Origin of the sequence: Microbacterium sp. MYb62 (genome assembly GCF_002979475.1) — a bacterium.
Taxonomy (GTDB): Bacteria; Actinomycetota; Actinomycetes; order Actinomycetales; family Microbacteriaceae; genus Microbacterium.
The window spans coordinates 15,170-38,134 of the sequence record NZ_PCOY01000017.1 but is presented as its reverse complement, the minus strand read 5'-3'; the positions used below and the strand labels follow the sequence as shown (position 1 = coordinate 38,134).

The 22,965-nt window shown below is 68.4% G+C and carries 26 protein-coding genes; 10 read left to right on the top strand and 16 right to left on the bottom strand.

What is annotated here, in order from left to right:
• Positions 1–9: 9 nt before the first annotated feature.
• From CQ042_RS15075 to CQ042_RS15030, 11 genes are all read right to left on the bottom strand, one after another.
• Positions 10–591, bottom strand: a complete 582-nt coding sequence (locus CQ042_RS15075; RefSeq protein WP_105671271.1) for a glyoxalase/bleomycin resistance/extradiol dioxygenase family protein — start codon at positions 589–591, stop codon at positions 10–12.
• A 120-nt stretch (positions 592–711) separates the two neighbouring features.
• On the bottom strand, positions 712–996 hold the full coding sequence (locus CQ042_RS20525) for a WXG100 family type VII secretion target (RefSeq protein ID WP_181157590.1): 285 nt from the start codon (positions 994–996) through the stop codon (positions 712–714).
• Between the two features lie 496 nt (positions 997–1,492).
• A complete protein-coding gene (locus CQ042_RS15065) occupies positions 1,493–1,966 on the bottom strand; it encodes a hypothetical protein (RefSeq protein ID WP_105671269.1) in 474 nt (157 codons plus the stop codon).
• A 556-nt stretch (positions 1,967–2,522) separates the two neighbouring features.
• Positions 2,523–2,870, bottom strand: coding sequence for a hypothetical protein (locus CQ042_RS15060; protein WP_181157589.1), 348 nt, complete (start codon positions 2,868–2,870; stop codon positions 2,523–2,525).
• A gap of 115 nt (positions 2,871–2,985) precedes the next feature.
• Positions 2,986–4,275, bottom strand: coding sequence for an alpha/beta hydrolase (locus CQ042_RS15055; protein WP_181157588.1), 1,290 nt, complete (start codon positions 4,273–4,275; stop codon positions 2,986–2,988).
• Positions 4,276–4,327: 52 nt separating this feature from the next.
• The gene (locus tag CQ042_RS20520; RefSeq protein WP_181157587.1) at positions 4,328–4,813 is read right to left on the bottom strand and encodes a putative T7SS-secreted protein; all 486 of its coding nucleotides are present in this window, start codon (positions 4,811–4,813) and stop codon (positions 4,328–4,330) included.
• Entirely contained in the window at positions 4,810–5,106 is a 297-nt protein-coding gene (locus CQ042_RS15050; protein ID WP_146115411.1) for a hypothetical protein, read from the bottom strand. The genes CQ042_RS20520 and CQ042_RS15050 overlap by 4 nt, the downstream gene beginning before the upstream one ends.
• 106 nt (positions 5,107–5,212) lie before the next feature.
• Complete coding sequence (locus CQ042_RS15045; RefSeq protein ID WP_105671265.1) at positions 5,213–6,214, bottom strand: ABC transporter substrate-binding protein; 1,002 nt, start codon at positions 6,212–6,214, stop codon at positions 5,213–5,215.
• Between the two features lie 156 nt (positions 6,215–6,370).
• Positions 6,371–7,405: an ABC transporter permease gene (locus tag CQ042_RS15040; protein WP_171011018.1), complete on the bottom strand. Its 1,035-nt coding sequence runs from the start codon at positions 7,403–7,405 to the stop codon at positions 6,371–6,373.
• Positions 7,405–8,907 (bottom strand): sugar ABC transporter ATP-binding protein, encoded by a 1,503-nt coding sequence (locus tag CQ042_RS15035; RefSeq protein ID WP_105671264.1) that lies wholly within the window; start codon positions 8,905–8,907, stop codon positions 7,405–7,407. The genes CQ042_RS15040 and CQ042_RS15035 overlap by 1 nt, the downstream gene beginning before the upstream one ends.
• A gap of 189 nt (positions 8,908–9,096) precedes the next feature.
• Entirely contained in the window at positions 9,097–9,966 is an 870-nt protein-coding gene (locus CQ042_RS15030; RefSeq protein WP_105671263.1) for a sugar phosphate isomerase/epimerase, read from the bottom strand.
• 196 nt (positions 9,967–10,162) lie between these two features.
• Between CQ042_RS15030 and CQ042_RS15025 the strand changes: the two genes are divergently transcribed.
• Complete coding sequence (locus CQ042_RS15025; RefSeq protein ID WP_105671262.1) at positions 10,163–11,164, top strand: LacI family DNA-binding transcriptional regulator; 1,002 nt, start codon at positions 10,163–10,165, stop codon at positions 11,162–11,164.
• Positions 11,165–11,182: 18 nt separating this feature from the next.
• On the opposite strand, the gene CQ042_RS15020 is transcribed toward CQ042_RS15025, so the two are convergent.
• Both CQ042_RS15020 and CQ042_RS15015 read right to left on the bottom strand, forming a co-directional pair.
• Positions 11,183–12,175, bottom strand: coding sequence for an aldo/keto reductase (locus tag CQ042_RS15020; protein WP_258132269.1), 993 nt, complete (start codon positions 12,173–12,175; stop codon positions 11,183–11,185).
• 55 nt (positions 12,176–12,230) lie between these two features.
• Positions 12,231–13,526: an L-fuconate dehydratase gene (locus CQ042_RS15015; RefSeq protein WP_105671260.1), complete on the bottom strand. Its 1,296-nt coding sequence runs from the start codon at positions 13,524–13,526 to the stop codon at positions 12,231–12,233.
• A 123-nt stretch (positions 13,527–13,649) separates the two neighbouring features.
• Here CQ042_RS15015 and CQ042_RS15010 point away from each other — a divergent pair, with 123 nt between their 5' ends.
• The gene (locus CQ042_RS15010; RefSeq protein ID WP_105671259.1) at positions 13,650–14,510 is read left to right on the top strand and encodes a fumarylacetoacetate hydrolase family protein; all 861 of its coding nucleotides are present in this window, start codon (positions 13,650–13,652) and stop codon (positions 14,508–14,510) included.
• Positions 14,507–15,274: an SDR family NAD(P)-dependent oxidoreductase gene (locus CQ042_RS15005; protein WP_374954473.1), complete on the top strand. Its 768-nt coding sequence runs from the start codon at positions 14,507–14,509 to the stop codon at positions 15,272–15,274. Before CQ042_RS15010 ends, CQ042_RS15005 begins: the two co-directional genes overlap by 4 nt.
• 65 nt (positions 15,275–15,339) lie before the next feature.
• On the opposite strand, the gene CQ042_RS15000 is transcribed toward CQ042_RS15005, so the two are convergent.
• Complete coding sequence (locus CQ042_RS15000) at positions 15,340–16,314, bottom strand: amidohydrolase (protein ID WP_105671257.1); 975 nt, start codon at positions 16,312–16,314, stop codon at positions 15,340–15,342.
• 46 nt (positions 16,315–16,360) lie between these two features.
• On the opposite strand from CQ042_RS15000, the gene CQ042_RS14995 reads away from it, so the two are divergent.
• Positions 16,361–17,038, top strand: a complete 678-nt coding sequence (locus CQ042_RS14995; RefSeq protein ID WP_105671256.1) for a FadR/GntR family transcriptional regulator — start codon at positions 16,361–16,363, stop codon at positions 17,036–17,038.
• A gap of 25 nt (positions 17,039–17,063) precedes the next feature.
• On the opposite strand, the gene CQ042_RS14990 is transcribed toward CQ042_RS14995, so the two are convergent.
• Complete coding sequence (locus CQ042_RS14990; RefSeq protein ID WP_105671255.1) at positions 17,064–17,726, bottom strand: transaldolase family protein; 663 nt, start codon at positions 17,724–17,726, stop codon at positions 17,064–17,066.
• 118 nt (positions 17,727–17,844) lie between these two features.
• Between CQ042_RS14990 and CQ042_RS14985 the strand changes: the two genes are divergently transcribed.
• The 6 genes from CQ042_RS14985 (at position 17,845) to CQ042_RS14960 (ending at position 22,127) form a co-directional block, all read left to right on the top strand.
• Positions 17,845–18,807 carry a ribokinase gene (locus CQ042_RS14985; protein WP_105671254.1) on the top strand — a complete coding sequence of 321 codons (963 nt, stop codon included), beginning with the start codon at positions 17,845–17,847 and terminating at the stop codon, positions 18,805–18,807.
• A 63-nt stretch (positions 18,808–18,870) separates the two neighbouring features.
• Entirely contained in the window at positions 18,871–19,275 is a 405-nt protein-coding gene (gene rbsD / locus CQ042_RS14980) for a D-ribose pyranase (RefSeq protein ID WP_105671253.1), read from the top strand.
• Positions 19,275–20,087 (top strand): GntR family transcriptional regulator, encoded by an 813-nt coding sequence (locus tag CQ042_RS14975; RefSeq protein ID WP_105671252.1) that lies wholly within the window; start codon positions 19,275–19,277, stop codon positions 20,085–20,087. The genes rbsD and CQ042_RS14975 overlap by 1 nt, the downstream gene beginning before the upstream one ends.
• Before the next feature lie 43 nt (positions 20,088–20,130).
• On the top strand, positions 20,131–20,487 hold the full coding sequence (locus CQ042_RS14970; protein ID WP_105671315.1) for a cupin domain-containing protein: 357 nt from the start codon (positions 20,131–20,133) through the stop codon (positions 20,485–20,487).
• Positions 20,488–20,529: 42 nt separating this feature from the next.
• Positions 20,530–21,588 carry a PLP-dependent cysteine synthase family protein gene (locus CQ042_RS14965; protein ID WP_105671251.1) on the top strand — a complete coding sequence of 353 codons (1,059 nt, stop codon included), beginning with the start codon at positions 20,530–20,532 and terminating at the stop codon, positions 21,586–21,588.
• 23 nt (positions 21,589–21,611) lie between these two features.
• A complete protein-coding gene (locus tag CQ042_RS14960; protein WP_105671250.1) occupies positions 21,612–22,127 on the top strand; it encodes a glycine cleavage system protein R in 516 nt (171 codons plus the stop codon).
• Between the two features lie 15 nt (positions 22,128–22,142).
• On the opposite strand, the gene CQ042_RS14955 is transcribed toward CQ042_RS14960, so the two are convergent.
• Entirely contained in the window at positions 22,143–22,826 is a 684-nt protein-coding gene (locus tag CQ042_RS14955; protein WP_105671249.1) for a FadR/GntR family transcriptional regulator, read from the bottom strand.
• Between the last annotated feature and the right edge of the window lie 139 nt (positions 22,827–22,965).

The following is a 22,965-nucleotide window of genomic DNA, read 5'->3' as shown; positions in this document are numbered from 1 at the left end:
CGACCCCGATCAGCGATCGAGCCGTGGATCCCGCAGCGATGCCATGGCCTCGACGAGGCTCTCGTGGATGTACTCGAGTTCCGGCGAGCTGAAGCTCGACCAGTCCTCGGCGGAGCTGTCCGAGGATCCGGCTTCATCGCCGCCCGCCGAACCCCACGACGTCGCGTCGTCCTCGTCACCGCCGACATCCCATGCCTGCTCCTGGGGAACGTGCGTGTAGACCCACCAGAGGTTGCCCGAGGGGTCGATGAATCGCGAGAACGTGTCGCCGAAGAAGTCGGTCGGGCGGGTCACGATACGTGCGCCGCGTGCAACGGCCCGCTCGAGTGTGCCCTCGACATCGTCGACGTACACCTGGAGGAATCCGGGGGTGAAGGGCCAGTCGGGCTTGCGATCGGCAACGGTGACCATGGAGTCGCCGATGCGAAGTTCGGAATGCAGGATCAGTCCGTCGGTGTCGACGGTACGCGCCTCGGGCACATCGACCGCCCCGAAGACCTCGATCAGGAACTCGATGATGCGTGCCGCGTCGTCGGTCATGAGGAAGGGGTTGATGGTGTTCGAGCCGGCAGGCAGGGCGGGAGTGGTCATAGTGTGTCCTTTCGTCACGCTCAGCGTCGCACTCACCGAGGACACCTGCTGTCCTGATTCATCGAGGCGGCGGAGAAGACAGCACACGTGAGAATGCGCATCGGTGCCGGCGCCGGAGCGCTATCTCCACACGGCCGCGGCGTCGCGATTCGCTCGGGTCAGGATCTCCGCCGCCTCCGTGGCGGAGGCAGCCGCTGCCTCCAGCGCGTTCCGCACCTCGCTCATCGACCGGCGCCACTGGTCATGCGCGCGATCGTAGGCGCGCTGCGCCGTTCCCGACCAGCGTGGGCGCAGGTCACTCGTCGTACGTTCGAGCGCATCCAGCTCGGCGGAGATCGCGGTGACCGCGCGTGACATTGCAGCGATGAGCTCCCGGTGCCGCGCCGGATCGATCTCTATGCTCATTCGCCGTCCTTGTCCTCGTCGGCAGGCTCGCCCGGAGCACACAACGACGTACCCCCGATGCTGTCGTTGCCGGGTCTGTCGAGAACCTGATGTTCTGCACAGGCCCCCCGGAGCCGTATACCGCAGGCCTTTCGGGCACGATGTGGATGTCCATGCCGAGCGACTCCCAGTACTCGGCCACCTTCTCCACATCGGCGAGACGATCCCGATCCGGACGAGGAGCAGAGTATGCGTATCCGTACTTCGTGCCGGTCGCCCACCCTGTCTCGCATTCCTGCGCCGCCGGTTCGGAGGTTTCAGCCCAGTCGGGCCCCTCGATCAACGCCGCCGCGTCCCTGATCGTGGAGACGAGGGCATCGCGCGATTCTTGCGGGGTCATGGAATCCTCCGATGAAGTGCAAGCAGCCAACACGAGAGTGAGAGCCAGAGCGCCCGAGAGGACGGCGAGTGCCCGGGGCGGGGGATTATCCGTGGTCACAGACGGCACCCTCCGGATTCACTCGGCATCCTCGGCAGGCTCACCCGGAGCACACAACGACGTACCCCCAATGTCATAGTTTCCCGGGTCAGTCGAGAAGCTGATGTTCTGCACAGGGCCCCCAGAGCCGTATACCGCCGGCCTTTCGGGCACGATGCGGATGTCCATGCCGAGGGACTCCCAATACGCGGCCACCTTCTCCACGTCGGCGAGACGATCCCGGTCCGGACGCGGAGCCGAGTACGCGTACCCGTACATGGTCCCCGGCACCGCACCCACCACACATTCTTGAGCGCCAGTCGTCAGTGTCTCGGCCCAATCCGGACCCTCGATCAAAGCCGCCGTGTCCGTGACCGTCGCAACAAGAGTCCGACGAACCATTTCGGGTGTCATCTGTTCCTCCGATGAAGTGCAAGCGGTCAGCACAGCGCAGAGAACCCCGGTCACCACGACCATGATGAGGGCTCGGGCGGTGGGTTTACCCGTGTCCATGGGTGGCTCCGTCCAGGATTGCTTCTTGGAAAGGTGTCGGCTCCGGCGGCACATACGCGTATACCCGGTCGCCGTGCCCGGTGGTCGCGAAAACGACGTTGCGTAGTGAGTCTGTACCAATGTCGAGGTACCCGTTCCCGGTGGGAGTGAGCACACTGTGGTCGGTCACATCGGCTCCGGTTCCACTTCCGTCCGTTCCGAACGCGTGGGCTCCAAAATCGTCCTCGATGGGGTTCACGGGATGTTCGGGGGAGAGACGCCCGGTCCTTTCCGGACGAGGAGCAGAGTACGCGTACCCGTACTTCGTGCCGGTCGCCCACCCTGTCTCGCATTCCTGCGGTGAGGGTTCGGAGGTTTCGGCCCAGTCCGGGCCGTCGATCAACGCGGCGGTTTCAGCGATTGTGCTCGCGAGGGCGTCGCGCGATTCTTGCGGGGTCATGGAATCCTCCGATGAAGCGCAAGCAACCAGCACAGCACTGGCCGTCGCGGCGACGACGAGCGCGGTGAGGAATCGGGTGGTGGCGCTACCCGTGGCCACAGATGCCACCGTCCGGATTCACTCGGCATCCTCGGCGGGCTCACCCGGAGCACACAACGACGTACCCCCGATGCTGTAGTTACCGGGGTCCGTCGAGAACTCGATGTTCTGAATGGGACCCCCGACCCCGAACACAACTGGTCCGTTGTCGATGTCGATATGGACGCTCATACCGAGGGACTTCCAGTACTCGGCCACCTTCTCCACGTCGGCGATGCGGTCTCGTTCGGGTCGGGGAGCAGAGTACGCGTACCCGTACTTCGTGCCGGTCGCCCACCCGGTCTCACACCTTTGCGGTGAGGGTTCGGAGGTTTCGGCCCAGTCGGGCCCGTCGACCAACGCGGCGGTATCAGCGATTGTGCTCACGAGGGCGTCGCGTGATTCTTGCGGGGTCAAGGAATCCTCCGACGATGAACAAGCAGCCAGCACGGCGATGAGGGCCCCCGCGACCGCGAGAGCGGTGAGGGCTCGGTTGGTGGGTTTACCCGTGGCCATGGGTGGCTCCGTCCAGGATTGCTTCTTGGAAAGGTGTCGGCTCCGGCGGCACGTACGCGGATACCCGGTCACCTTGTCCGGTGGTCGCGAACGCGACGTTGCGTAGTGATTCTGTACCACGGTCGAGGTATCCGTTGCCGGTGGGGGTGAGTGGGCTGTGGTCGGTGACTCCGGCTCCGGTTCCACTTCCGTCTGTTCCGAACGCGTGGGCTCCGAAGCCATCGTCGATGGGGTTCACGGGGTGTTCGGGCGAGAGCCTGCCCGTCCACGCCCACTGGTCGCCTCCGGCAGGGTCGATCGCCATCACGTCGCGGGCTTGACCGGCGAACACCTCCCCGGCGTTCAGGTCGGACGCCTGGTCGATGTTCGAGGGGAGGCCGGCCGAACCCAGGCTCACGAAGGAGTCGACCTGGGTGCCCGACTGCGTCAGCGCGATCGACGACGTGGTGGTCCCGTAGGAGTGCGCGACGACGTTGACGTGCGCATCGGGTCGGGTCGCCTCGATTCCCGCGAGTGCCCGGCTGAGTTTCGTCGCACCGGCCTCGGCATGCTCCGTCCCAAGCACCTGGAACCCACCATCCCCGGGGACGGGCGGGGTCTCGTACCCCACCCACGCCACCACCGCATACACCTCGTCCGGTGCAAGGTCTGCTTGTCGCCACTCGATGTTCTCCGCGGCCTGAGTCCATACATCGATGCCCTCGCTGGTCGTCGTGCCCATGCCCGGCACCGCGTAGGTGATGTTGTCGGCGACGTCGATATCGCCGATCGAGATCGCAGCGAGGGGCGGCGTGTCCGCGGACAACGAGATCAAGAACCGCTCCGTCCCCCCGTCAGGACGGGTCAGCGCAGCGCCGATGTTCGTGAGCGCTTCAATCTGCTCTCGAGCCGCAATGAGCCTGGCATCGTGCGCGCCCACGAGTCCCGGATCGTCGTGCTGCCACAACAGGAGGGGCTTCTCGGCCGCAGTCAGTGCCTTCCGGGCATCGTCGAGCTGGTCATCCAACCATTCCCGGTTCGCCCGATCGCGGGCGACATAGGCGACGCCGTTGAGGTTGCCGACCACCGCGGGGATGGCGGCGATGAGCGCACCCTGCTGGCTATCGTCGAGGCCCTTCCACCACACCGCGACATCCGCGGCCTCCGCCCGACTGAGGGTGTCTGCGAGGTCCGGACGCACCCGGAGCATCGAGGCGAGATCGTCGGCATCGAGCCCCCGCAACACCGCCAATGCCTCCTGCGGGGTGCCAGCGGATGCGCCGAGCGCGACCCACACCTCGGCATCGAGATCGGGCTCGGCAGCAGCGGCATCGATCGCGGATGCCGCGCTATCCCCCGCCGCGGCGAGTCTCTCCCGCGCATCGCCGAGGAGCTCGACAGCCCGCTGGCGGAGTGGACCACCCGGATCGACAGGCGACGACGAAACTCGCCTCCGAGCGCAGGCCGAGACCCAGCGTGGGCGCGGCGAATACCTCCGCGCTCTGGCGAGCCGCCCGCTCCCACATGTCGACCGAGACCTCGGCCTGCCCTTGCGCCCACAGGAGCGTCGACGAGAACCCCTCCAACGCCGTCGCCGCAGCCGTGAGCGCATCGCGCACGCGATCCCACCGTCGCCCTACCGACGCCACTCGCGATTCGAATGCGTCAGCGGCGTCTCCCGCCCACCCTTCCGGCACGCCCACCGCCTTCAACGATGCGGCGGCCTGCTCCGCCTTGCCCGCGAGAAGGCGCCACCGCGCAGCAGTCTGGTCGATGCCCGCAGCCTTCCCCGGCACCAGCACCCGCGGATCCGCGGTCTCCCCCAACTCGGTCACGAGAGCGCGACCCCTGACCCCGTCCGGAAGACGGCCGCTCCGTCGCCATCGGCGACCGTGTAGATCGTCGCCGTGCGGCGCAGGCCCGATGCGACGGCGTCCGTCGATGCGCGACGCTCCTCCCACGCCCGTGTGAAGGCAGCGGCGAACGAAGCCACGGAGGACGCGAGTCGCGCGTGCCCCAGGTCGACCCCGGCCTCGAGTCGAGCCGTGGCGGCGAGACCGTCCACGATCGCATCGACCTTCGCCGCCGCGGCTCGCAACCCATCTGGCGACACCACGAATCGAAGCACGGTAACACGTTACCTGATACTGGTGGGGTCGCCGGCCATCAGCACAAGATGCCCGACACGAAGAAGCCCCCCACCGAGGTGAGGGGCTTCTTCGTTCAGCGCGGTGTCACTCGTAGAGGACGGCCGCGATCTTCGGGTCGTCGATGTTCGTCTCGTCGTACCAGTACGAACCGGTGTCGTAGAACTTCTCGACCGACTTGCCGTTGGCGGCGTCGTAGGCGGCCTGCACGACCTGGGCGCCGATGCCGATCGGGTCCTGCGTGATGGCTCCGGCCATGGTGCCGTCCTTGATGGCGTTGATCTGCGCGGCTCCGGAGTCGAAGCCGACGATCGTGATCTTGCCCTTCTCGAGACCCAGCTCGTTCACGGCGTTCACGACGCCGATGGCCGAGCCTTCGTTGGTGCCGTAGATGCCCTTGAGGTCGGGGTGGGCCGCGATCAGGGTCTTGGCGATGTCGGCCGACTTGAGGTGGTCACCGTCGCCGTACTGGATGTCGACGATCTCGATGTCGGGGTAATCCGCCTTGATCTTGTCGACGAAGCCGTCGCGACGCTCGACACCGGTCGAGTTGATCTGCGAGTGGCCGACGATAGCGACCTGACCCTCGCCGCCGATCAGCTCGGCCATGTGCTCGGCCGCGAGTGCACCGGCGACCTTGCTGTCGGTGGCCGAGAGGCTGAGCCCGACGTCGCCGTTGCAGGGGGCGTCGAAGTAGACGACGGGGATGTCCTTCGCCTTGGCCTGCTCGAGCGGGGCGACGCACGCCTCGGGGTCGAGGGCGGCGTAGGCGATGGCATCCGGGTTCTTGTCGATCGCGGCGGTCAGCATCTCGAGCTGAGCGGCGATCTCGGTCTCGGCGGCAGGGCCCTCGAACGTGATCTTGACGCCGAGCTCTTCCGCCTTGTCCTCTGCCCCCTGCTTGACGGCCTGCCAGAACTGGTGCTGGAAGCCCTTCGAGACCATGGCGATGTACATCTCGCCGTCGCTGCTGCCGGAGTCGCCGCCGGAGCCCTCCTCGATCACGTCGCCACCGCCGGCACAGCCGGCGAACACCAGTGCGGATGCGGCCACGAGGGCTGCGAATGCGGTCTTCTTCCCGAATTTCATGAGAACTCCATTGTTTGGGTACGACTCGGTTTGTTCTGTGTGGATGCCGGACGAGCCGGCGCTGTGGACATTCCAGGTGCCTGTGCGGATCACTCCGCGGATGCCGGCCGGAGTCGGCGGGCGGCGGCGGGCACGGGTTTCGCCGCCGCCCAGGTCTCAGGTGCGCTGTCGGTTGCGCAGCGAGTCGAGGAAGACCGCGAGCAGCACGACCACGCCGACGACGATGTTCTGCCATTCGGGCTGGATCGACATGATGCGCAGGCCGTTGACGAGCACGCTCATGATGAGGGCGCCGATCACGGTGCCGAGGATCGATCCGCGTCCGCCCAGCAGCGAGGTGCCGCCGATGATGACCGCGGCGATCGCCTGCAGCTCGTAGCCGGTGCCGATCTGCGGCTGCGCCGAATCGAGGCGGGAGGCGATGACGATACCGGCGACGCCGGTGAAGGCGCCCGCGAACATGTAGATCAGGATCGTCCAGCGACGCGTGTTGACACCCGAGAGGCGCGTGGCCTCCTCGTTCGAGCCGATCGCGAACGTGTACCGGCCGAGCAGCGTCTTCGACAGCACCAGGTACGCGATGACCGCGAGCACGGCGGTGACCAGCACGGCGTTCGGGATGCCGGGGATGATCACGCCGAGGGCGATCTTCTTGAAGTCGGGAGCCGACGTCGAGAAGTAGATCGGTGCGACACCCGAGATCACGAGGGCGAGTCCGCCGGCGATCATCATCATCGCGAGGGTGGCGATGAACGGCGGGAGGCGGAGGAACGTGATGTTCACGCCGTTGACGAGCCCCATCAGGACGCCGGTAAGGACGCCGCCGATGACGCCGACCCAGACCGGGAGTCCCATGTTGGTGACGAACACACCCGTCATCACCGCGCAGAGCGCCATGCCGGTGCCGATCGACAGGTCGATGCCGCCGGTGATGATGACGAACGTCGTACCGAGGGCCAGGATGCCGATCACCGCTGTCGACAGCAGCACCGTGGCGATGTTGCTGAAGGTGAAGAAGTTCGGGCTGGCGATCGAGAAGAAGATGATCAGCACGATGAGCGTGCCGAACGCCAACGACTGCTGGAACTGACGTTTCAGGAACGCCCCGACGTCCCTCTTGTCCGTGTTCTCGTTCACGGCGGTCTGGATGATCGTCGTCGTCGACGATCCGGGCTGCTGCGGAGCGCTCATCAGTCTTCCTCCCCGTGGGCTGCGAGTTGCATGATCTTCTCCTGGCTTGCTTCCTCGTTGCGGAGCGTCCCGGTGATGCGGCCGTTGGCGAAGACCGCGATGCGGTTCGCCACACGGAGGATCTCCGGGAGCTCGGATGAGATGACGATGATGGATTTGCCGGCGTCGGCGAGCTGCTGCATGAGGCGGTAGATCTCCTCCTTCGCGCCGACGTCGATTCCTCGGGTCGGCTCGTCGAAGATGAGGATGTCGCAGTCGCGCATCAGCCATCGGGCGATGACGACCTTCTGCTGGTTCCCACCGGAGAGGAGCTTGACCACCTGGTTGACCGAGGGGGTCTTCACGCGCAGCTGCTGCACGTACTCCTTCGTGCGGTTCTTGGCCTTGCTGTCGCCCATCCACCCGATCGCGTTGGCGTAGGAGCCGAGTGAGGCGAGCACGGTGTTGAACGTCACGTCCTGCTCGAGCATGAGCCCGAGGAGCTTCCGGTCCTCCGAGAGGTACCCGAGGCCGTGGTGCACCGCATCCGCGGGCTGGGCGATGCGCACCGTGCGGCCGTCGATGGCGATCGTGCCGCTGTCGCGATGGTCTGCCCCGATCACGGCACGGGCGGTCTCGGTGCGCCCGGCACCCATGAGACCCGCGAAGCCGAGGATCTCGCCCTTGTGCAGCTGGAACGAGACGTCTTTCAGGAGGCTCTTGGTCGACAGGCCCTGCACCTCGAGAACCACCGGATCGTTGGCGTGCTCGCGGGCCTGAGGGCGGGTTCCCTCGTCGATCACGCGTCCGACCATCATCTCGATGATCGTCGGGATGGTGATCTCGGCCCGGTCGAGTGATCCGATGTATGTGCCGTCACGCAGGACGGTCACACGGTCGGCCAGGCGACGCAACTCGTCCATGCGGTGCGAGATGTAGACGATCCCGGTGCCGCGCGCCTTGAGCTGCTCGATCAGGACGAACAGCGTCTCGACCTCGGTGTCGGTGAGGGCGGAGGTGGGTTCGTCCATGATGAGGACCTTGGCGTTGAACGACAGCGCCTTGGCGATCTCGACCATCTGCTGCTCGGCCACTGTCAGCTCGCCGACGAGCTGGCGCGGGTTCAGGTGGATGTCCAGTCGCTGCAGCAGGTCCGCGGTCTGCGCGTTCAGCTTGCGCTCCGACAGGAACGGCCCCGTGGTGGGCTCCCTCCCCACGTAGATGTTCTGCGCGACCGTGAGATCGGGCATCAGGTTGAGTTCCTGATGGATGATCGTGATGCCGAGCTCCTGCGCCTGGAGCGGTCCGGTCAGTTCGACCTCCTGCCCCTCGAACGTGATCGTCCCCTCGTCCTTGGTGTAGATCCCGGAGAGGATCTTCATCAACGTCGATTTGCCCGCGCCGTTCTCGCCCACGAGCACGAGCACCTCGCCGGCGTGCACCTCGAGGTGCACGTCCTTCAGCGCCTGCACGCCGGGGAATCCTTTGCTGATCCCCTCGACCCGGAGGATGGGTCCACTCATGCGCTCACCTGCTTCCTTGAAGGTTCCGCTTCGATGTCGACGGACGATTCCGTCGTAAACATCGGAGCAATTGTGCGTCTTGCGCTACGGGCAGCGCAAGTTGTATCTAAATGTATCTAACGTCCGCGGGATTGGGAAGACCTGTAATGACATCTTGATCTCCGGGATTCTCTCGGACTCGGATCGGGCTCAGTGGAGCCGGATCGAATCGACCGCGACGAGCTTGTCCCGGATGTACGCGTTGGCATGCGCGCCGAGCTCGACGTTGTCGCTCCAGAGGTTGCGCCAGATGCCGAGCATCCGGCTGAGATCCGGGGCGACGACCGCCGACGAGAACGACTCGAACACGATCGGACCGTCGTAGCCGATACGCCCCAGAGCCTTGAAGAAGGTGTCGAAGTCGACGGTCCCGGTCCCGAGATAGCCGCGATGGCTCTCGCCGATGTGCACGTAGCGCAGGGCGGGAGCGGCGTCGAGGACGGGCGCGAACATATCCGACTCCTCGATGTTCATGTGGTACGTGTCGAGGTGGATCCCGAGGTTCGGCCGATCGACCTCGGCGACATAGGCCAGGGCCTGGCGTGCGGTGTTCAGCACGTTCGTCTCGTAGCGGTTCACGACCTCGAGCGAGACCGACACTCCGCGCGCGGCCGCACGGTCGGCGACACGGGCGATCGCGGCCTTGCTGCTCGCGAGCCCCTCGGCGGTCACGGGCTCCATGTACTTCTTCATCGCGCTGTAGATCACCCCGCAGAAGTGCTGTCCGCCGAGGCCGGCGAGCACGTCGACGGCCTGGATGAGCAGTGCTTCACCAGCCGCGACGATCGCGGGGTCGGAGCTCGTCACGTCCGTCGCCTCGGAGAGACCGAGCGAGGCGCTGACGGCGAGGTCGCACTCCTCCAGAGCGTCTTTCGCGACGTCGACGTCGAACGAGAACGGATCCATCAGCGGGAACTCGATGAGGTCGAAACCCGCTTCCTTCGTCTTCCGCACCGCCAGACGGATGCCGTCGGCATCGAAGTTCCCCGTCCAGACGAGCCCGTGGCAGCCGATGTTCATGAGACCTCTCCCAGCGGGTGTGCGGCACCGTCGCCGTCCCGACTTGGCACGTGCCAATTTCGGTGTGCGTGTCACGCTACGGCGGTCGGCGCGCGCTGTCAAGAACTTTCTTGGCACGTGCCAAGTCCTCCGGTATCCTGATGCCGCCGACGTGGTCCGGAACCCCGGACCGATGCGGCACCGACGAAGGAGCCTCATGCCCGCGAGCGTCAAGGACGTCGCCGCCCTCGCCGGGGTCTCCTCCTCCACCGTCTCGAACTACCTCAACCACCCCCATGTGCTCGGAACCGCGAGCCGGGAGCGGGTGCGGGCGGCGATCGAGCATCTCGGCTTCGTGCCCAACGAGTCGGCGCGGCAGTTGCGTGCGGGGTCGAGCAAGGCGCTCGCGCTCATCCTGCTCGACGCCTGGCTGCCCTACTTCCACGACCTGTCGCGCGGGGTGGAGGACGTGGCACGGGAGGGCGGCTGGTCGCTCTTCTTCAGCAACAGCAACCGTGACGACGCGCAGGAGCGGCGCAACCTCGACATGTTCGAAGCCCACCGCGTGCAGGGCATCGTCATCTACCCGCTCGGCGACGTCGTGCCCCGCCTGGAGGCGCTCGCCGATCGCGGCATCCGCTCGGTGGTCGTGGGCCCGATCCCCGACTCGCCGAAAGTGGCCTCCGTGCTCTTCGACGACCGCAGCGGCGGGCGGCTCGCCGGAGAGCACCTCGTGGAGCTCGGCAGACGACGCATCATGTTCCTCGGGAGCCCCGCGGTGAGCCAGTCGAACGACCGCCTGGCCGGGCTGCGGGAAGCCGTCACGGGGACCGGAGCCGCGGTCTCGACGGTCGACGTGGCGCACCTGGCGACCGAGGACGGCCTGCACGCGGGCGCGCAGATCATCGCGATGCCGGCCGCCGAGCGCCCCGATGCCGTGTTCGCCGCGAACGACATGGTGGCGCTCGGGGTGCTCACCCAGCTGCTGCGCCACGGCATCCGCGTGCCGGAGGAGATCGCGCTCATCGGATTCGACGACGTCGCCCAGGCCCACCAGGGCGTCGTGCCGCTCACGAGCGTGCGGCAGCCCGGCTATGAGATCGGGCGCGCCGCCGGCGCCGCGCTGCTGCAGCAGCTCGCCGATCCGACGTCTCCGCCGCCCGCGACGACGCCGTTCCCCGCCGAGCTCATCGTGCGGGAGTCGACCGTCGGCCGCTGAGCGGAGGAGCCACCGCGGTCAGCCCGCCGGGATGAGCCCTTCCATCGCCAGGTTCTCCCAGAGCGCCGCCGGGATCTCGAGCGCGGCGTACTCCGCGTTCTGCTGCAACTGCGCCGGACGGCTGCCGCCCACCACGACCGAGCGCACGACGTCGGACTGCAGCGGGAACTGGATCGCCGCAGCGGGCAGCGGCACACCATGCTCGGCGCACACGGCGGCGATGCGGACGAGTCGGTCCCACAACTCGTCCGGAAGCTGCCCGTACTCGTAGCGCCCGTCGCGCCGAGGCTCGCTCGACGCGAGCAGCCCGGAATTGAACACCGAAGCCGCGACGATCCCCGTCCCGGTCTCACGGCACGCGGGCAGCACGTCGACCGCGGCGGGCTGTTCGAGCAGTGTGTAGCGGCCGGCCACCATGATCAGGTCGAGGTCGGCGGAGCGCACGGCAGCGGCGAGAGCATCCGACACCATGGAGCCGATGCCGATCGCGGTCACCTCGCCGTCGGCGCGCAGCTGCTCCATGGCCGGAAGCGCTTCGGCGAGCGCGAGGTCGAGGTCGTGCCGCTCGGGGTCGTGCAGGTAGAGCAGGTCGATGCGCTCGATGCCGAGCCGCTCGCGAGACTCGTCGACACTCGCGCGGATGCCCGCTTCCGAGAAGTCCCACACCCGCTGCAGGTCGTCCGGCACGTGGAAGTCGTTCGCGGTGTCGAGGCCGCCGGTGTGGCCGGGGTTCGGCCGCAGCAGGCGCCCGGCCTTGGTGGAGAGCACGTACTCGTCGCGCGGCTTGGTCTGCAGGAACGCTCCGAGACGACGCTCCGACAGTCCGAGCCCGTAGTGCGGAGCGGTGTCGTAGAAGCGGATGCCGCTCTCCCACGCCGCATCCAGCACGGCCCAGGACTCGTCGTCGCTCAGCGGGCGGAAGAGGTTGCCCACGTTCGCGGCGCCGTAGCCGAGCGTCGGGACGTGCAGCGCCCGCCCCTCGCCCGCCGACACGCCAGATGTCGGACCCACACCGGGCTTCCGTCCGACATCTGGCGTGTCGGCCCCCGAAGTGGGGGCCCCGGCCTCAGGCGCCGACATGTGCACCCGTCCAGGTGTAGGTCGCGATGCTGTCGGCCTTCATCTCCATGCCGCTTCCCGGCGCGGTCGGCGCCATGTACGAACCCCCCTGGATGTCGGTGGGCACGACGAAGTGCTCGTGCAGGTGGTCGACGAACTCGATCATGCGGCCCTCGCGGGTGCCGGTGACCGCGACGAAGTCGAACATCGACAGGTGCTGCACGGCCTCGCACAGGCCGACGCCACCCGCGTGCGGGCACACCGGCACGTCGAACTTGGCGGCGAGCAGCAGGTTCGCGATGTTCTCGTTCACGCCGGCGACGCGCACGGCATCGATCTGCATGACCCCGATGGCATCGGCCTGCAGCAGCTGCTTGAAGATGACCCGGTTCTGGGCGTGCTCTCCGGTGGCGACGCGGATGGGCGCGACACCGCGGGCGATCTCGGCGTGACCGAGCACGTCGTCGGGGCTCGTGGGCTCCTCGATCCATGCAGGGTGGAACTCGGCGAGCGCGTTCACCCACTCGATCGCCTCCGACACTTCCCAGCGCTGGTTGGCGTCGATCGCGATGGGGAAGTCGGGTCCGCACACCTCGCGCGCCTTGCGGAAGCGGCGGATGTCGTCATCGAGGTCGGCGCCGACCTTCAGCTTGATCTGCGTGAAGCCGTCGGCCATGGCCTCGCGGGCCAGGCGCTCGAGCTTCTCGTCGGAGTAGCCGAGCCAGCCGGGGCTCGTGGTGTAGCCCGGGTATCCGGTGGCGAGCAGTTGCTGCTCCCGCTCCGCACGACCGGGCACGGCGGCGCGGAGGATCTCGAGGGCGTCGTCGCGCGTGAGGGCGTTCGTGAGGTAGCGGAAGTCGACGAGATCGACGAGCTCCTCCGGCGTCATCCGGGCCAACAGCTGCCATAGCGGGAGCCCTGCACGCTTGGCCTTGATGTCCCACAGCGCGTTGATGACCGCGCCGATGGCCATGTGCATGACCCCCTTCTCCGGTCCGAGCCAGCGCAGCTGCGAGTCGCCGATGATGTCGCGGAAGGTGCCCCCCATGTCGTCGAGCAGCGGCTCGATCTCGCGCCCGACGAGGTGACCGGCGAGCGCGTCGATCGCCGCGACCTGCACGTCGTTGCCGCGGCCGATCGTGAAGACGAACGCGTGGCCCTCGATGTCGTCGGCGGCGTCCGTGCGCACGATGACGTACGCGGCCGAGTAGTCGGGGTCGGGGTTCATCGCATCCGACCCGTCCAGGCTCAGGGACGTGGGGAAACGGATGTCGGTGGTGTCGAGGGCGACGATACGGCTCACGGGATTCCTCTCCATGCACGGGTGATTTCTCCGTGCGGATCTCTTGGAGTGTAAACATCCGATGTCTATACTGTCAACGAGACCAGCCGCGTCGTGGCGGCCCACCGACCGATCAGGAGAAACATGAAGTTCGCGCGGCTCGGCACCCCCGGGAATGAGATCCCCGTCCTCGTGGAGGGCGACCGATACCTCGACCTCCGCTCCGTAACATCCGATGTGAACGGCGATTTCCTCGAGAGCGACTTCGCCTCCCGTGTGGCGGCCGCCCGCGATGCCGGAGAGCTCCCGGAGCTCGCGGATGCCGCGAACATGCGCATCGGCGCCCCGATCGCCCGCCCGAGCGCTGTGATCTGCATCGGCATGAACTATGCGGCCCATGCGGCCGAGTCGGGCTCGGAGCCGCCGACCATCCCGATCCTCTTCCTCAAGACGCCGAACACCGTGGTCGGCCCGAATGATGCCGTGACCATCCCGCGCGGCAGCGAGAAGACCGACTGGGAGGTCGAGCTCGGCATCGTGATCGGCACCCGCACCGCGTACCTCGATTCCCCTGAGGAGTCACTCGCCCACATCGCCGGCTTCGTCGCCGCGAACGACGTCTCCGAGCGCGACTTCCAGATGACCGTCTCGGGCGGGCAGTGGGCGAAGGGCAAGATCGCCCCCGGCTTCAACCCGACCGGTCCGTGGCTGGTCACCCCCGACGAGGTCGACCACCAAGCGCTCGGACTTCGCAGCTTCGTGAACGGTGAGCCGCGGCAGGACTCGAACACGAGCGACATGATCTTCACGATCGAGCACCTCGTGCATCACCTTTCGCAGTACGTGACGCTCGAGCCCGGCGACCTGATCCTCACCGGCACCCCGCAGGGCGTCGCCCTGTCGGGGAAGTACCCCTACCTCGCCGCCGGCGACGTGGTCGAGATCGAGATCGACGGCCTCGGCCGTCAGCGGCAGGAATTCGTGGCATGGGAGGCCCAGAAGTGAGCACGGTCAACGGACAGGACGGTCTGAACGGACTGGTGGCGATCGTCACCGGCGGAGCATCCGGAATCGGCGCGGCGATCGCGCAGCGTCTGCACACCGACGGGGCGACCATCGCAGTCCTCGACCGCGACACCGCCGCCGCCGATCCCGCCTTCGCCGCCTTCACGGCCGATGTCTCCGACCGCGCGAGCGTCGACGCCGCGGTGGCCGCCGTCGCCGAGAGGTTCGGACGCATCGACATCGTCGTCAACAACGCCGGCATCGGCGCACAGGGCGACATCACCGCGAACGACGACGACGAATGGGCCCGCGTGCTCTCGGTCAACGTCACCGGCATCGCCCGCGTCACCTCGGCCGCCCTCCCGTGGCTGCGGAAGTCGCCGTCCGCCGCGGTGTGCAACACGGCATCCATCGCCTCGACCACCGGGCTTCCGCAGCGCGCACTTTACAGCGCATCGAAGGGAGCCGTCTCGGCCCTCACCCGCGCCATGGCCGCCGATCACCTGCGCGAGGGCATCCGCGTGAACGCGGTCAACCCCGGCACCGCCGACACCCCGTGGGTCGGGCGACTGCTCGACTCGGCCGTCGACCCCGCCGCCGAACGCGCGGCCCTCGAAGCGCGCCAGCCGCACGGACGCCTCGTCAGCCCCGACGAGGTCGCCGCCGCGGTCGCCTACCTCGTGAGTCCGGCCGCCGGCTCGACCACCGGAACCTTCATCGAGGTCGACGGCGGCATGGCCCAGCTGCGCCTGCGCGCGGAGTAGCTCACACCAACTCACGCACGTTCCGGTCGCCAGCAGCGCAGAGGCCAGCGCCGGAGAGACGACGCTCAGCCGCGATGGCCGCGGAGCCAGCCCCGGATGCCGGAGCGCGGAGCCTCGTCCGACGGCACCTCCCGCGGCTGAGCGGTGCGGTAGAACTGCTCGGCGTTGCGCCACAGGAGCGCGTCGAGGTCGTGGCCGCGCGCCTCCGCCCAGGCGATAACGGTGTCGGCCCAGCGCGATCGCGCGGTCGGCTGGTAGGTCGCGGACCCGTCCTCCGGCGCGTGCGGGTCGCCGGGCTCGGCGGGACCGATCGCCGAGACCGGCCAGTCGCTCCCCCACATCAGCCGCTCGACACCGAACGCATCGGCCGCCACGTCGAGGAACGGCTCCAGCTGCTCGGCACCCCACTCCCCTCCGGCCTCGCCCGGCAGACCCGAGAGCTTGCAGAAGGTGTGCGGATGGCGGGCCAGCTCGGCGAGGTCGCGCGCCCACTCCGCCGAGGGTGGGAGCGGAGCCGCCGCCGTGCCGACGGCGGGCTTGCCGAGGTGGTCGAGCACGATCCGCAACTCCGGGATCGCTCCGGCGAATCGGGCGATCTCGGGGAGCTGATCGGCGCGCACGCACGCATCGAAGGCCAGGTCGCGGGCCGCGACCTCCCTGGCACCGGTGACGAAGGCGGCCGAGACCGCCAGCCCGTCCGGCTCACCCTGCAGGTTGTGCCTGACGCCCACGACGAGGGGCTCGGCCATGAGTCCCTCGAGGTGCGCGACCGTGTCGGTTCCCCGGTCGAGGCGGATGCCGCCGACGATCCCCCCGATGCCGAGTGCGGGGGCGAGGCCTGCGACCCAGCGCACCTCGCGGAGGAAATCGTCCTCCGCGGTTTCCGCCTGCACGAACACGGATGTCTCCCGCTCGGCCTGCGGCAGGCGGGCATGCTCGAGCTCCAGGTCGGCGAACCGGTATGCCATCGGCCCTTCGAGCCAGGTGTACGTCAGAACCTCCGGGTCCCAGAGGTGCAGATGTGAATCGAGAACGCGCATGGCACCATCCTGCCGCAGACATCCGATCAATCGCTAGGATGACGCCATGGCAGTCACCGACGAGGCGATCGAGAAGATCAAGGCGATGATCGTGGCGGGCGAGCTCGCCCCCGGCGACCGGCTTCCCCCCGAGAAGGAACTGTCCGAACGGCTCGGCCTCTCGCGCAGCTCCATGCGCGAGGCGGTCAAGGCGCTGGAGGTCATCCGGGTCCTCGACGTGCGCCGGGGCGACGGCACCTACGTGACGAGCCTGGAACCGCACCTGCTGCTGGAGGCGATCTCGTTCGTCGTCGACATGCACGACGACGACTCGATGCTCGAGATCTTCGCGGTGCGCCGCATGCTGGAGTCGCAGGCGACGGGCCTGGCGGCCACGCTCGGCTCGGACGAGCAGATCTCCGAGCTGCAGGACGAGGTCGATTCCATCGATGCGGCGGTCACGATCGAAGCTCTGGTCGACCACGACATCCGGTTCCATCGCGAGATCGTCGCGATGTCGGGCAACGCGTATCTCGCGAGTCTGATCGAGCACCTGAGCAGTCAGACGGTCCGTGCGCGCGTCTGGCGCGGCCTCACCGAGGGCGGCGCGGTCGAGCGCACCCTGTCGGAGCACCGGGCCATCGCCGACGCGATCGCCCAGCACGACTCCTCCCTCGCGACGTCGCTGGCCACCGCGCACATCGCCGGTGTCGAGCGCTGGCTGCGTCAGGCCGCTACGAGCTGACCCGCCGACGACCGCCCCGCGGGCCTCACGCCCCCAGGCGCACCATCGCGGCGTCGAACTCCGCCGCCGAGCTGTCGCTCACCTCGTGGAAGAGCACCCGGTCGAGTACGTCGGGTGCGGCCGTGAAGTAGGGCACTCCGGCAAGACGCAGCCCCGTGATGTCGTCGGGTGACCGCAGCGACGCGGCGAGCACGTTCGAGCCGCTCCCCGCGCACACGGCCTGCATCCGGGCGATCACGGCATCGCCGTCGAGACCCGCATCGCGCATCCGTCCGAGGTACGGCGCGATGTACTGCGCGCCGATCGAGGCGCACGCGAGCGCCTGGGCCACCGAGTACACGGCGGTGACGAGCACCGTCGCGCCGTCGCGCACGAGAGCGGATGCGGCGGCGAAGCCCGCGGCCGTCGCCGGCACCTTCACGGCCACCCGATCGCCCAGCGCGCGGATGCCCTCGGCGTTGCGGAGGAACGCGTCCGTGTCGCCGCCCCAGGTCTGGAAGAAGATCTCTCGCGCCCCTTCCGACTCCCACCGGGCATAGAGATCGGGGATCTCCGCGGCGGTGCGGCCCCCACGTTCGAGGATGGTCGGGTTCGTGGTGACGCCGTGCACCACGCCCGCGGCGAGAAGCCGGGAGACGCGGTCGACATCGGCGCTGTCGACGTACAGGCGTGGCGCGATCGGGTTCATCGGGGTCTCCTCGCGGACAACCTGTCGTTACAGGTGCGGATTCGGCTAATGTAATGACAGCCACCGCGGTCTGTCAAAGCGTCGGCGACGCCTGCCGTCGAGGAAGATCAGGAGCGAGATGACCCCCGCACACCCCGAGGACCGTTCCGGCGTCGTGATCGTCGGCAGCGTCACAGCCGACGTCACCACCTTCTCCCGGCGGCTCCCCGCCAGGGGCGAGACGATCCTCGGCGACGAGTTCACCCTCATGCTCGGCGGCAAGGGCGCCAATCAGGCTGTCGCGGCCGGACGCTCCGGGGCACGAACCAGCTTCGTCGGCTGCGTGGGGGACGACCTGTTCCACGACCTGGTCGTCGACGGGCTGACCACCGCCGGTGTCGACCTGGCGCACCTGCGCACGGTCCCCGGCCCCACCGGCGTCGCGCACATCCGCGTCGACTCCTCGGCGCAGAACGACATCGTCATGGTGCCGCTCGCCAACGCCGCGCTGCACGCAGCGCAGATCGACGAGGCACTCGCGGCGCTCGCCCCCACGGCCTCGGTGCTGCTCACCCAGCTCGAGACGCCCTCCGCGCTCACCGCGCACATCACCGCACGGGGGCGCGAGCACGGTATGACCGTGATCCTCGACCCGGCACCGGCCGCCGAGCTCGACCCCGAGATCTGGCGGAACGTCGACATCGTCACCCCGAACGAGACCGAGGCGACGCTGATCAGCGGCATCGAGGTGACGGATGCCGCGTCGGCCGAGCGCGCCGGACGCTGGTTCCTCGCCCAGGGTGTCGGCGCCGCGGTGATCACCCTCGCCGGCCAGGGGTCGTGCGTCGTCACGACCGAGGGCGCATCCGTGGTCCCGCCGTTCCCGGTCACCGCGGTCGACACCACCGCTGCGGGCGACGCCTACGCGGGCTACCTCGGCGCGGCGCTCGCGAACGGCAGCAGTCTGGCCGATGCCGTGCGCCTGGCGACCGCCGCCGGCGCGCTGACCGTGACGAAGCAGGGCGCCTCGCCGAGCCTCCCGCACCGGGCCGAGGTCGACGCCTTCCTGGCGGAGCGCACGCCCGCCACCGTCACGAACTGAACCGACGAACCGAACCGACGAACCGAACCTGCGAACCGGGCACGCGGAGAACCGAGGAGACACATGCGCAAGACGACCACCACGATCAATCCCGCGCTGTCCCGCGTGATCAGCGAGACCGGGCACACCGACCTGCTCGTCGTCACCGATGCGGGCCTGCCCATCCCCGCCGGTTCCGAGCGCATCGACCTGGCCTATCGCCCTGGCGCCCCGGCCTTCCTCGACGTGCTCGACACCGTGCTCGCCGAGATGGTGGTCGAGGGGGCGACGGTCTCGGCCGAGGTCGCCGAGAAGAGTCCAGAGGTACTCACGGCGCTGCGGGAACGGTTTGCCGGCATGGGGTTCGAGATCGAGCTCATCCCTCATGTCGAGTTCAAGAAGCGCACCCACGGGGCCCGCGCGTTCGTGCGCTCGGGCGAGTTCACCCCCTACGCGAACGTGATCCTGCACGCGGGGGTGGCGTACTGATGACCACCATCGACGACGCGATCGACCGCCACTCCGCCGCACCCATGTACGACCAGCTGCGCCAGTTGATCATCGACGGCATCGCCCGCGACGGCCTGCAGCCCGGCGACCCGCTGCCCGGCGAGCACCGTCTGTGCGAGCGGTACGGCATCTCGCGCACCGTCGTGCGCCAGGCGCTCGCCCAGCTCGAACACGAGGGGCTCGTCGAGCGCGTGAAGGGCAAGGGCACCTTCGTCTCCCGCCCCCGCACGAGCGAGAGCCTGGTCCATACGCTCGTGGGTCTGTACGACGACGTCGAGCGTCGTGGCGGGCACGTGCACAGCGACGTGCTGCGGCACGAGCAGACGACGGCCGATGAGGAGGTCGCGCGCGCCCTGGAGGTGCCGGTCGGCTCGCCCGTCGTCGTCCTGGAGCGCCTGCGCCATGTCGACGGAGAGCCATGGTCGCTGTCGACGACGTGGATGCCGGAGGCCACCGGCTCCGTGACACTCGGCGCCGACCTGACCGAGGGCTCACTGTACCGACTGCTCGCCGACAACGGCATCGTCGCGACGCACGGCGTGCGCTCGGCAGAGGCGACCGTGGCCACGCACGAACAGGCGCAGCACCTGGGTGTCAGCGCCGGTTCGGCCCTGCTGCGTCTGCGCAGCATCAGCCGCAGCTCCGACGGCACCCCCATCGAGTACTTCATCGCCTACCACCGCGGCGACCGCTCGCGCTTCGAGTTCCAGCTGCAGCAGGAGCAGTCGCAGGCCTCACTCCTGCACGTCGACGGCGACGGCGGGGCGTCCCGCGCCGGGACGGTCGGCTGAGGAGACCCTGTCGGCGCTAGCGCGCCGGGTGTACCGTCACCGCATGATCACCGACGATCCCACCCTCACGAACCCCGATCACTACCGCACGCTCTGGGAAAACGAGCACGTCCGCGTGCTCGACTACACCGACGAGCCCGGCGACGAGACGACGCCGCACGACCATCCGAACAGCATCCTGGTCACCCTCAGTGACTTCTCCCGGCGCCTCAGCCTGGGCGAGCGCACCTTCGACACCGTCCTCGCCGCCGGGCAGGCCGTCTGGTTGCCCGCGCAGCGCCACTCCGGTGAGAACACCGGCACGACGCCAACACACACGATCCTCATCGAGCTCAAGGGCGACGGGGCGGGCGAGCCGACCTCCACCCACCTCGGCCCGGAGCATCCCGCCGCCGCGTGATCGGTCAGAGCCTCCGGCTGAGCGGCCGGTAGTGTCGAGGGCATGAGCGACTGGACCAGCACCGCGATCGCCCTGCTGGAAGCCGATGCCAACCGCAGCGCCGACACGCACCTGCACCTCTTCCCGCTGCCGCCCGAGTGGGGCATCGACCTCTACCTCAAGGACGAGTCCGTGCACCCGACGGGCTCCCTCAAGCACCGCCTCGCGCGTTCGCTCATCCTCTACGGCCTGGTCAACGGGCGCATCAGGGAGGACACCACGCTCGTGGAGTCGTCGAGCGGATCGACTGCCGTCTCCGAGGCGTACTTCGCCCGGATGCTGGGGCTGCCGTTCATCACGGTCGTGCCCCGATCGACCGTGCAGGAGAAGATCGACCTCATCGAGTTCTACGGCGGCACCTGCCACTTCGTCGACCGCGCGGAGGACATGTCGCCCGAGGCGCAGCGCCTGGCGTCCGACTGCCGCGGCCACTACCTCGACCAGTTCACGTTCGCCGAGCGCGCCACGGACTGGCGCGGCAACAACAACATCGCCGAGAGCGTGTTCAGCCAGCTCGCGCAGGAGCGGCATCCGATCCCCACCTGGATCGTCGTCGGCGCCGGCACCGGCGGCACGAGCGCGACGTTCGGACGGTACGTGAAGTACCGGATGCACGACACCAGGGTCGCCGTCGTCGACCCGGAGGGATCGGCGTTCTACGACGGCTGGGCCGGAACGGTGGATGCGCCGGCCGGACACCCGAGTCGCATCGAAGGCATCGGACGGCCCCGGGTCGAGGCCTCGTTCGTGCCGACCGTGATCGACGAGATGATCCGTGTGCCCGATGCCGGCTCGATCGCCGCGATCCGGCTGCTGCGCGAGCGCACCCTGCACTGGGCGGGCGGGTCGACGGGCACCAACCTCTACGGCGCGTTCCAGCTCATCGCCCGGATGCGGGCCGCGGGCGAGACCGGCAGCGTCGTGACCCTGATCTGCGACAGCGGCGTCCGCTACGCCGGCACCTACTACTCCGACGAGTGGGTCAGAGCTCAAGGCTGGGACCTTCTCCCGCACCGCGCGCGACTCGAAGGTTTCCTGGAGTCCGGCGCCTGGGTGGAGTGAGGGCTGCGGGCTACGCTGGCCGCATGACTACTCTGATCCTCACCGTCGCGGGTGCAGACCGTCCTGGCCTCGTGGCCGCCGTCGCCGATGTCGTGGATGCGCACGGCGGCAACTGGGAGAACAGCTCGCTGGCGGAGCTCGCCGGCACGTTCGCGGGCGTGATCGAGATCTCGGTCGCCGACGACAAGGAAGCCGAACTGACGTCCGCCCTGCGCGGCCTCCAGGGTCAGGGGATGCTCACCCTCGCCGTGCTCACAGGCACCCCGGACGCCGCCTCCGACGATGACCAGTTGCTCGAGATCCAGGTGCTCGGCAACGACCGACCCGGCATCGTGCGCGAGGTCTCCGGCGTTCTGAGTGCGCACGCGCTGAGCATCGAAGAGCTGGCGACCGAGACCAGAGATGCCGCGATGGCCGGAGGGCGCCTGTTCGAAGCGTCGGTCACCGCGAAGGTCCCCGCCTCCGTCGATCTCGACGCCCTGCGTGCCGACCTCGAACGCATCGCAACCGAGATCCAGGTCGACATCACGCTCTACTGAGGTCTCCCCACGGGCTCAGTCCTCGAGGCCGGAGTATCGCCGCACCCAGTACTCCGTGTACGCGACGTGGGCCGAGGCGGCGGCGCTCGCGGCGACCGGATCCGCCGCGGCGAGGCCACGCAGGATCGCGCGGTGACCGGCATCGGAATGCACCTTGAGCTCTGCCGCATCGTCGGGCTCGGAGATCCGGTAGGCGCGTGACCGCGAACGCAGCACGTCGATCAGACTGGTCAGCGCCTCGTTCCCCGCGACGCCGGAGATCGCCATGTGGAACTCGTGGTCGAGCCGGGACTGCTCCTCGAAGTCGGTGGTCGCCTCGATCTCGTCGAGCACGCGGTCCAACGACTTCACGGTCTCCTCGTCGATGCGCGCGGCGGCGAGCGCGGCAGCATGCGGTTCGAGCACCCGGCGCAGCTCGGTGAGTTCGAGCACCCCCGCCATCGGCAGCAGCCCGACCGTGAGCGACAGGCTGCCGATCAGGTCGGCGGCACGCAGCTCGCTGACGTAGCTGCCGGAGCCGTGGCGCGTGTCGAGCACGCCCAGCGCGGCGAGCATCCGGATCGCCTCGCGGAGCGATCCGCGTGAGACGCCGAGTCGTTCGCAGAGCTCGCCTTCGCTCGGCAGCCGGTCTCCCGGTCGCAGCGTGCCGTCGGCGATCAGGGCTCGCAACCCGTGCAGCGCCGTGTCCAGTGCGCCCATCGTGATCCTCCCTGACTCCGCCGATCGGGCTCCGCCGATTCCTCTGCGAGTCTGTCGGAACGAGGAGTCTCGTCAAACTCGTATGACAACTATGTTTCATCTTCGCGTTTTCGTGGCAGTAATGGGCGGCGTGTGGCAA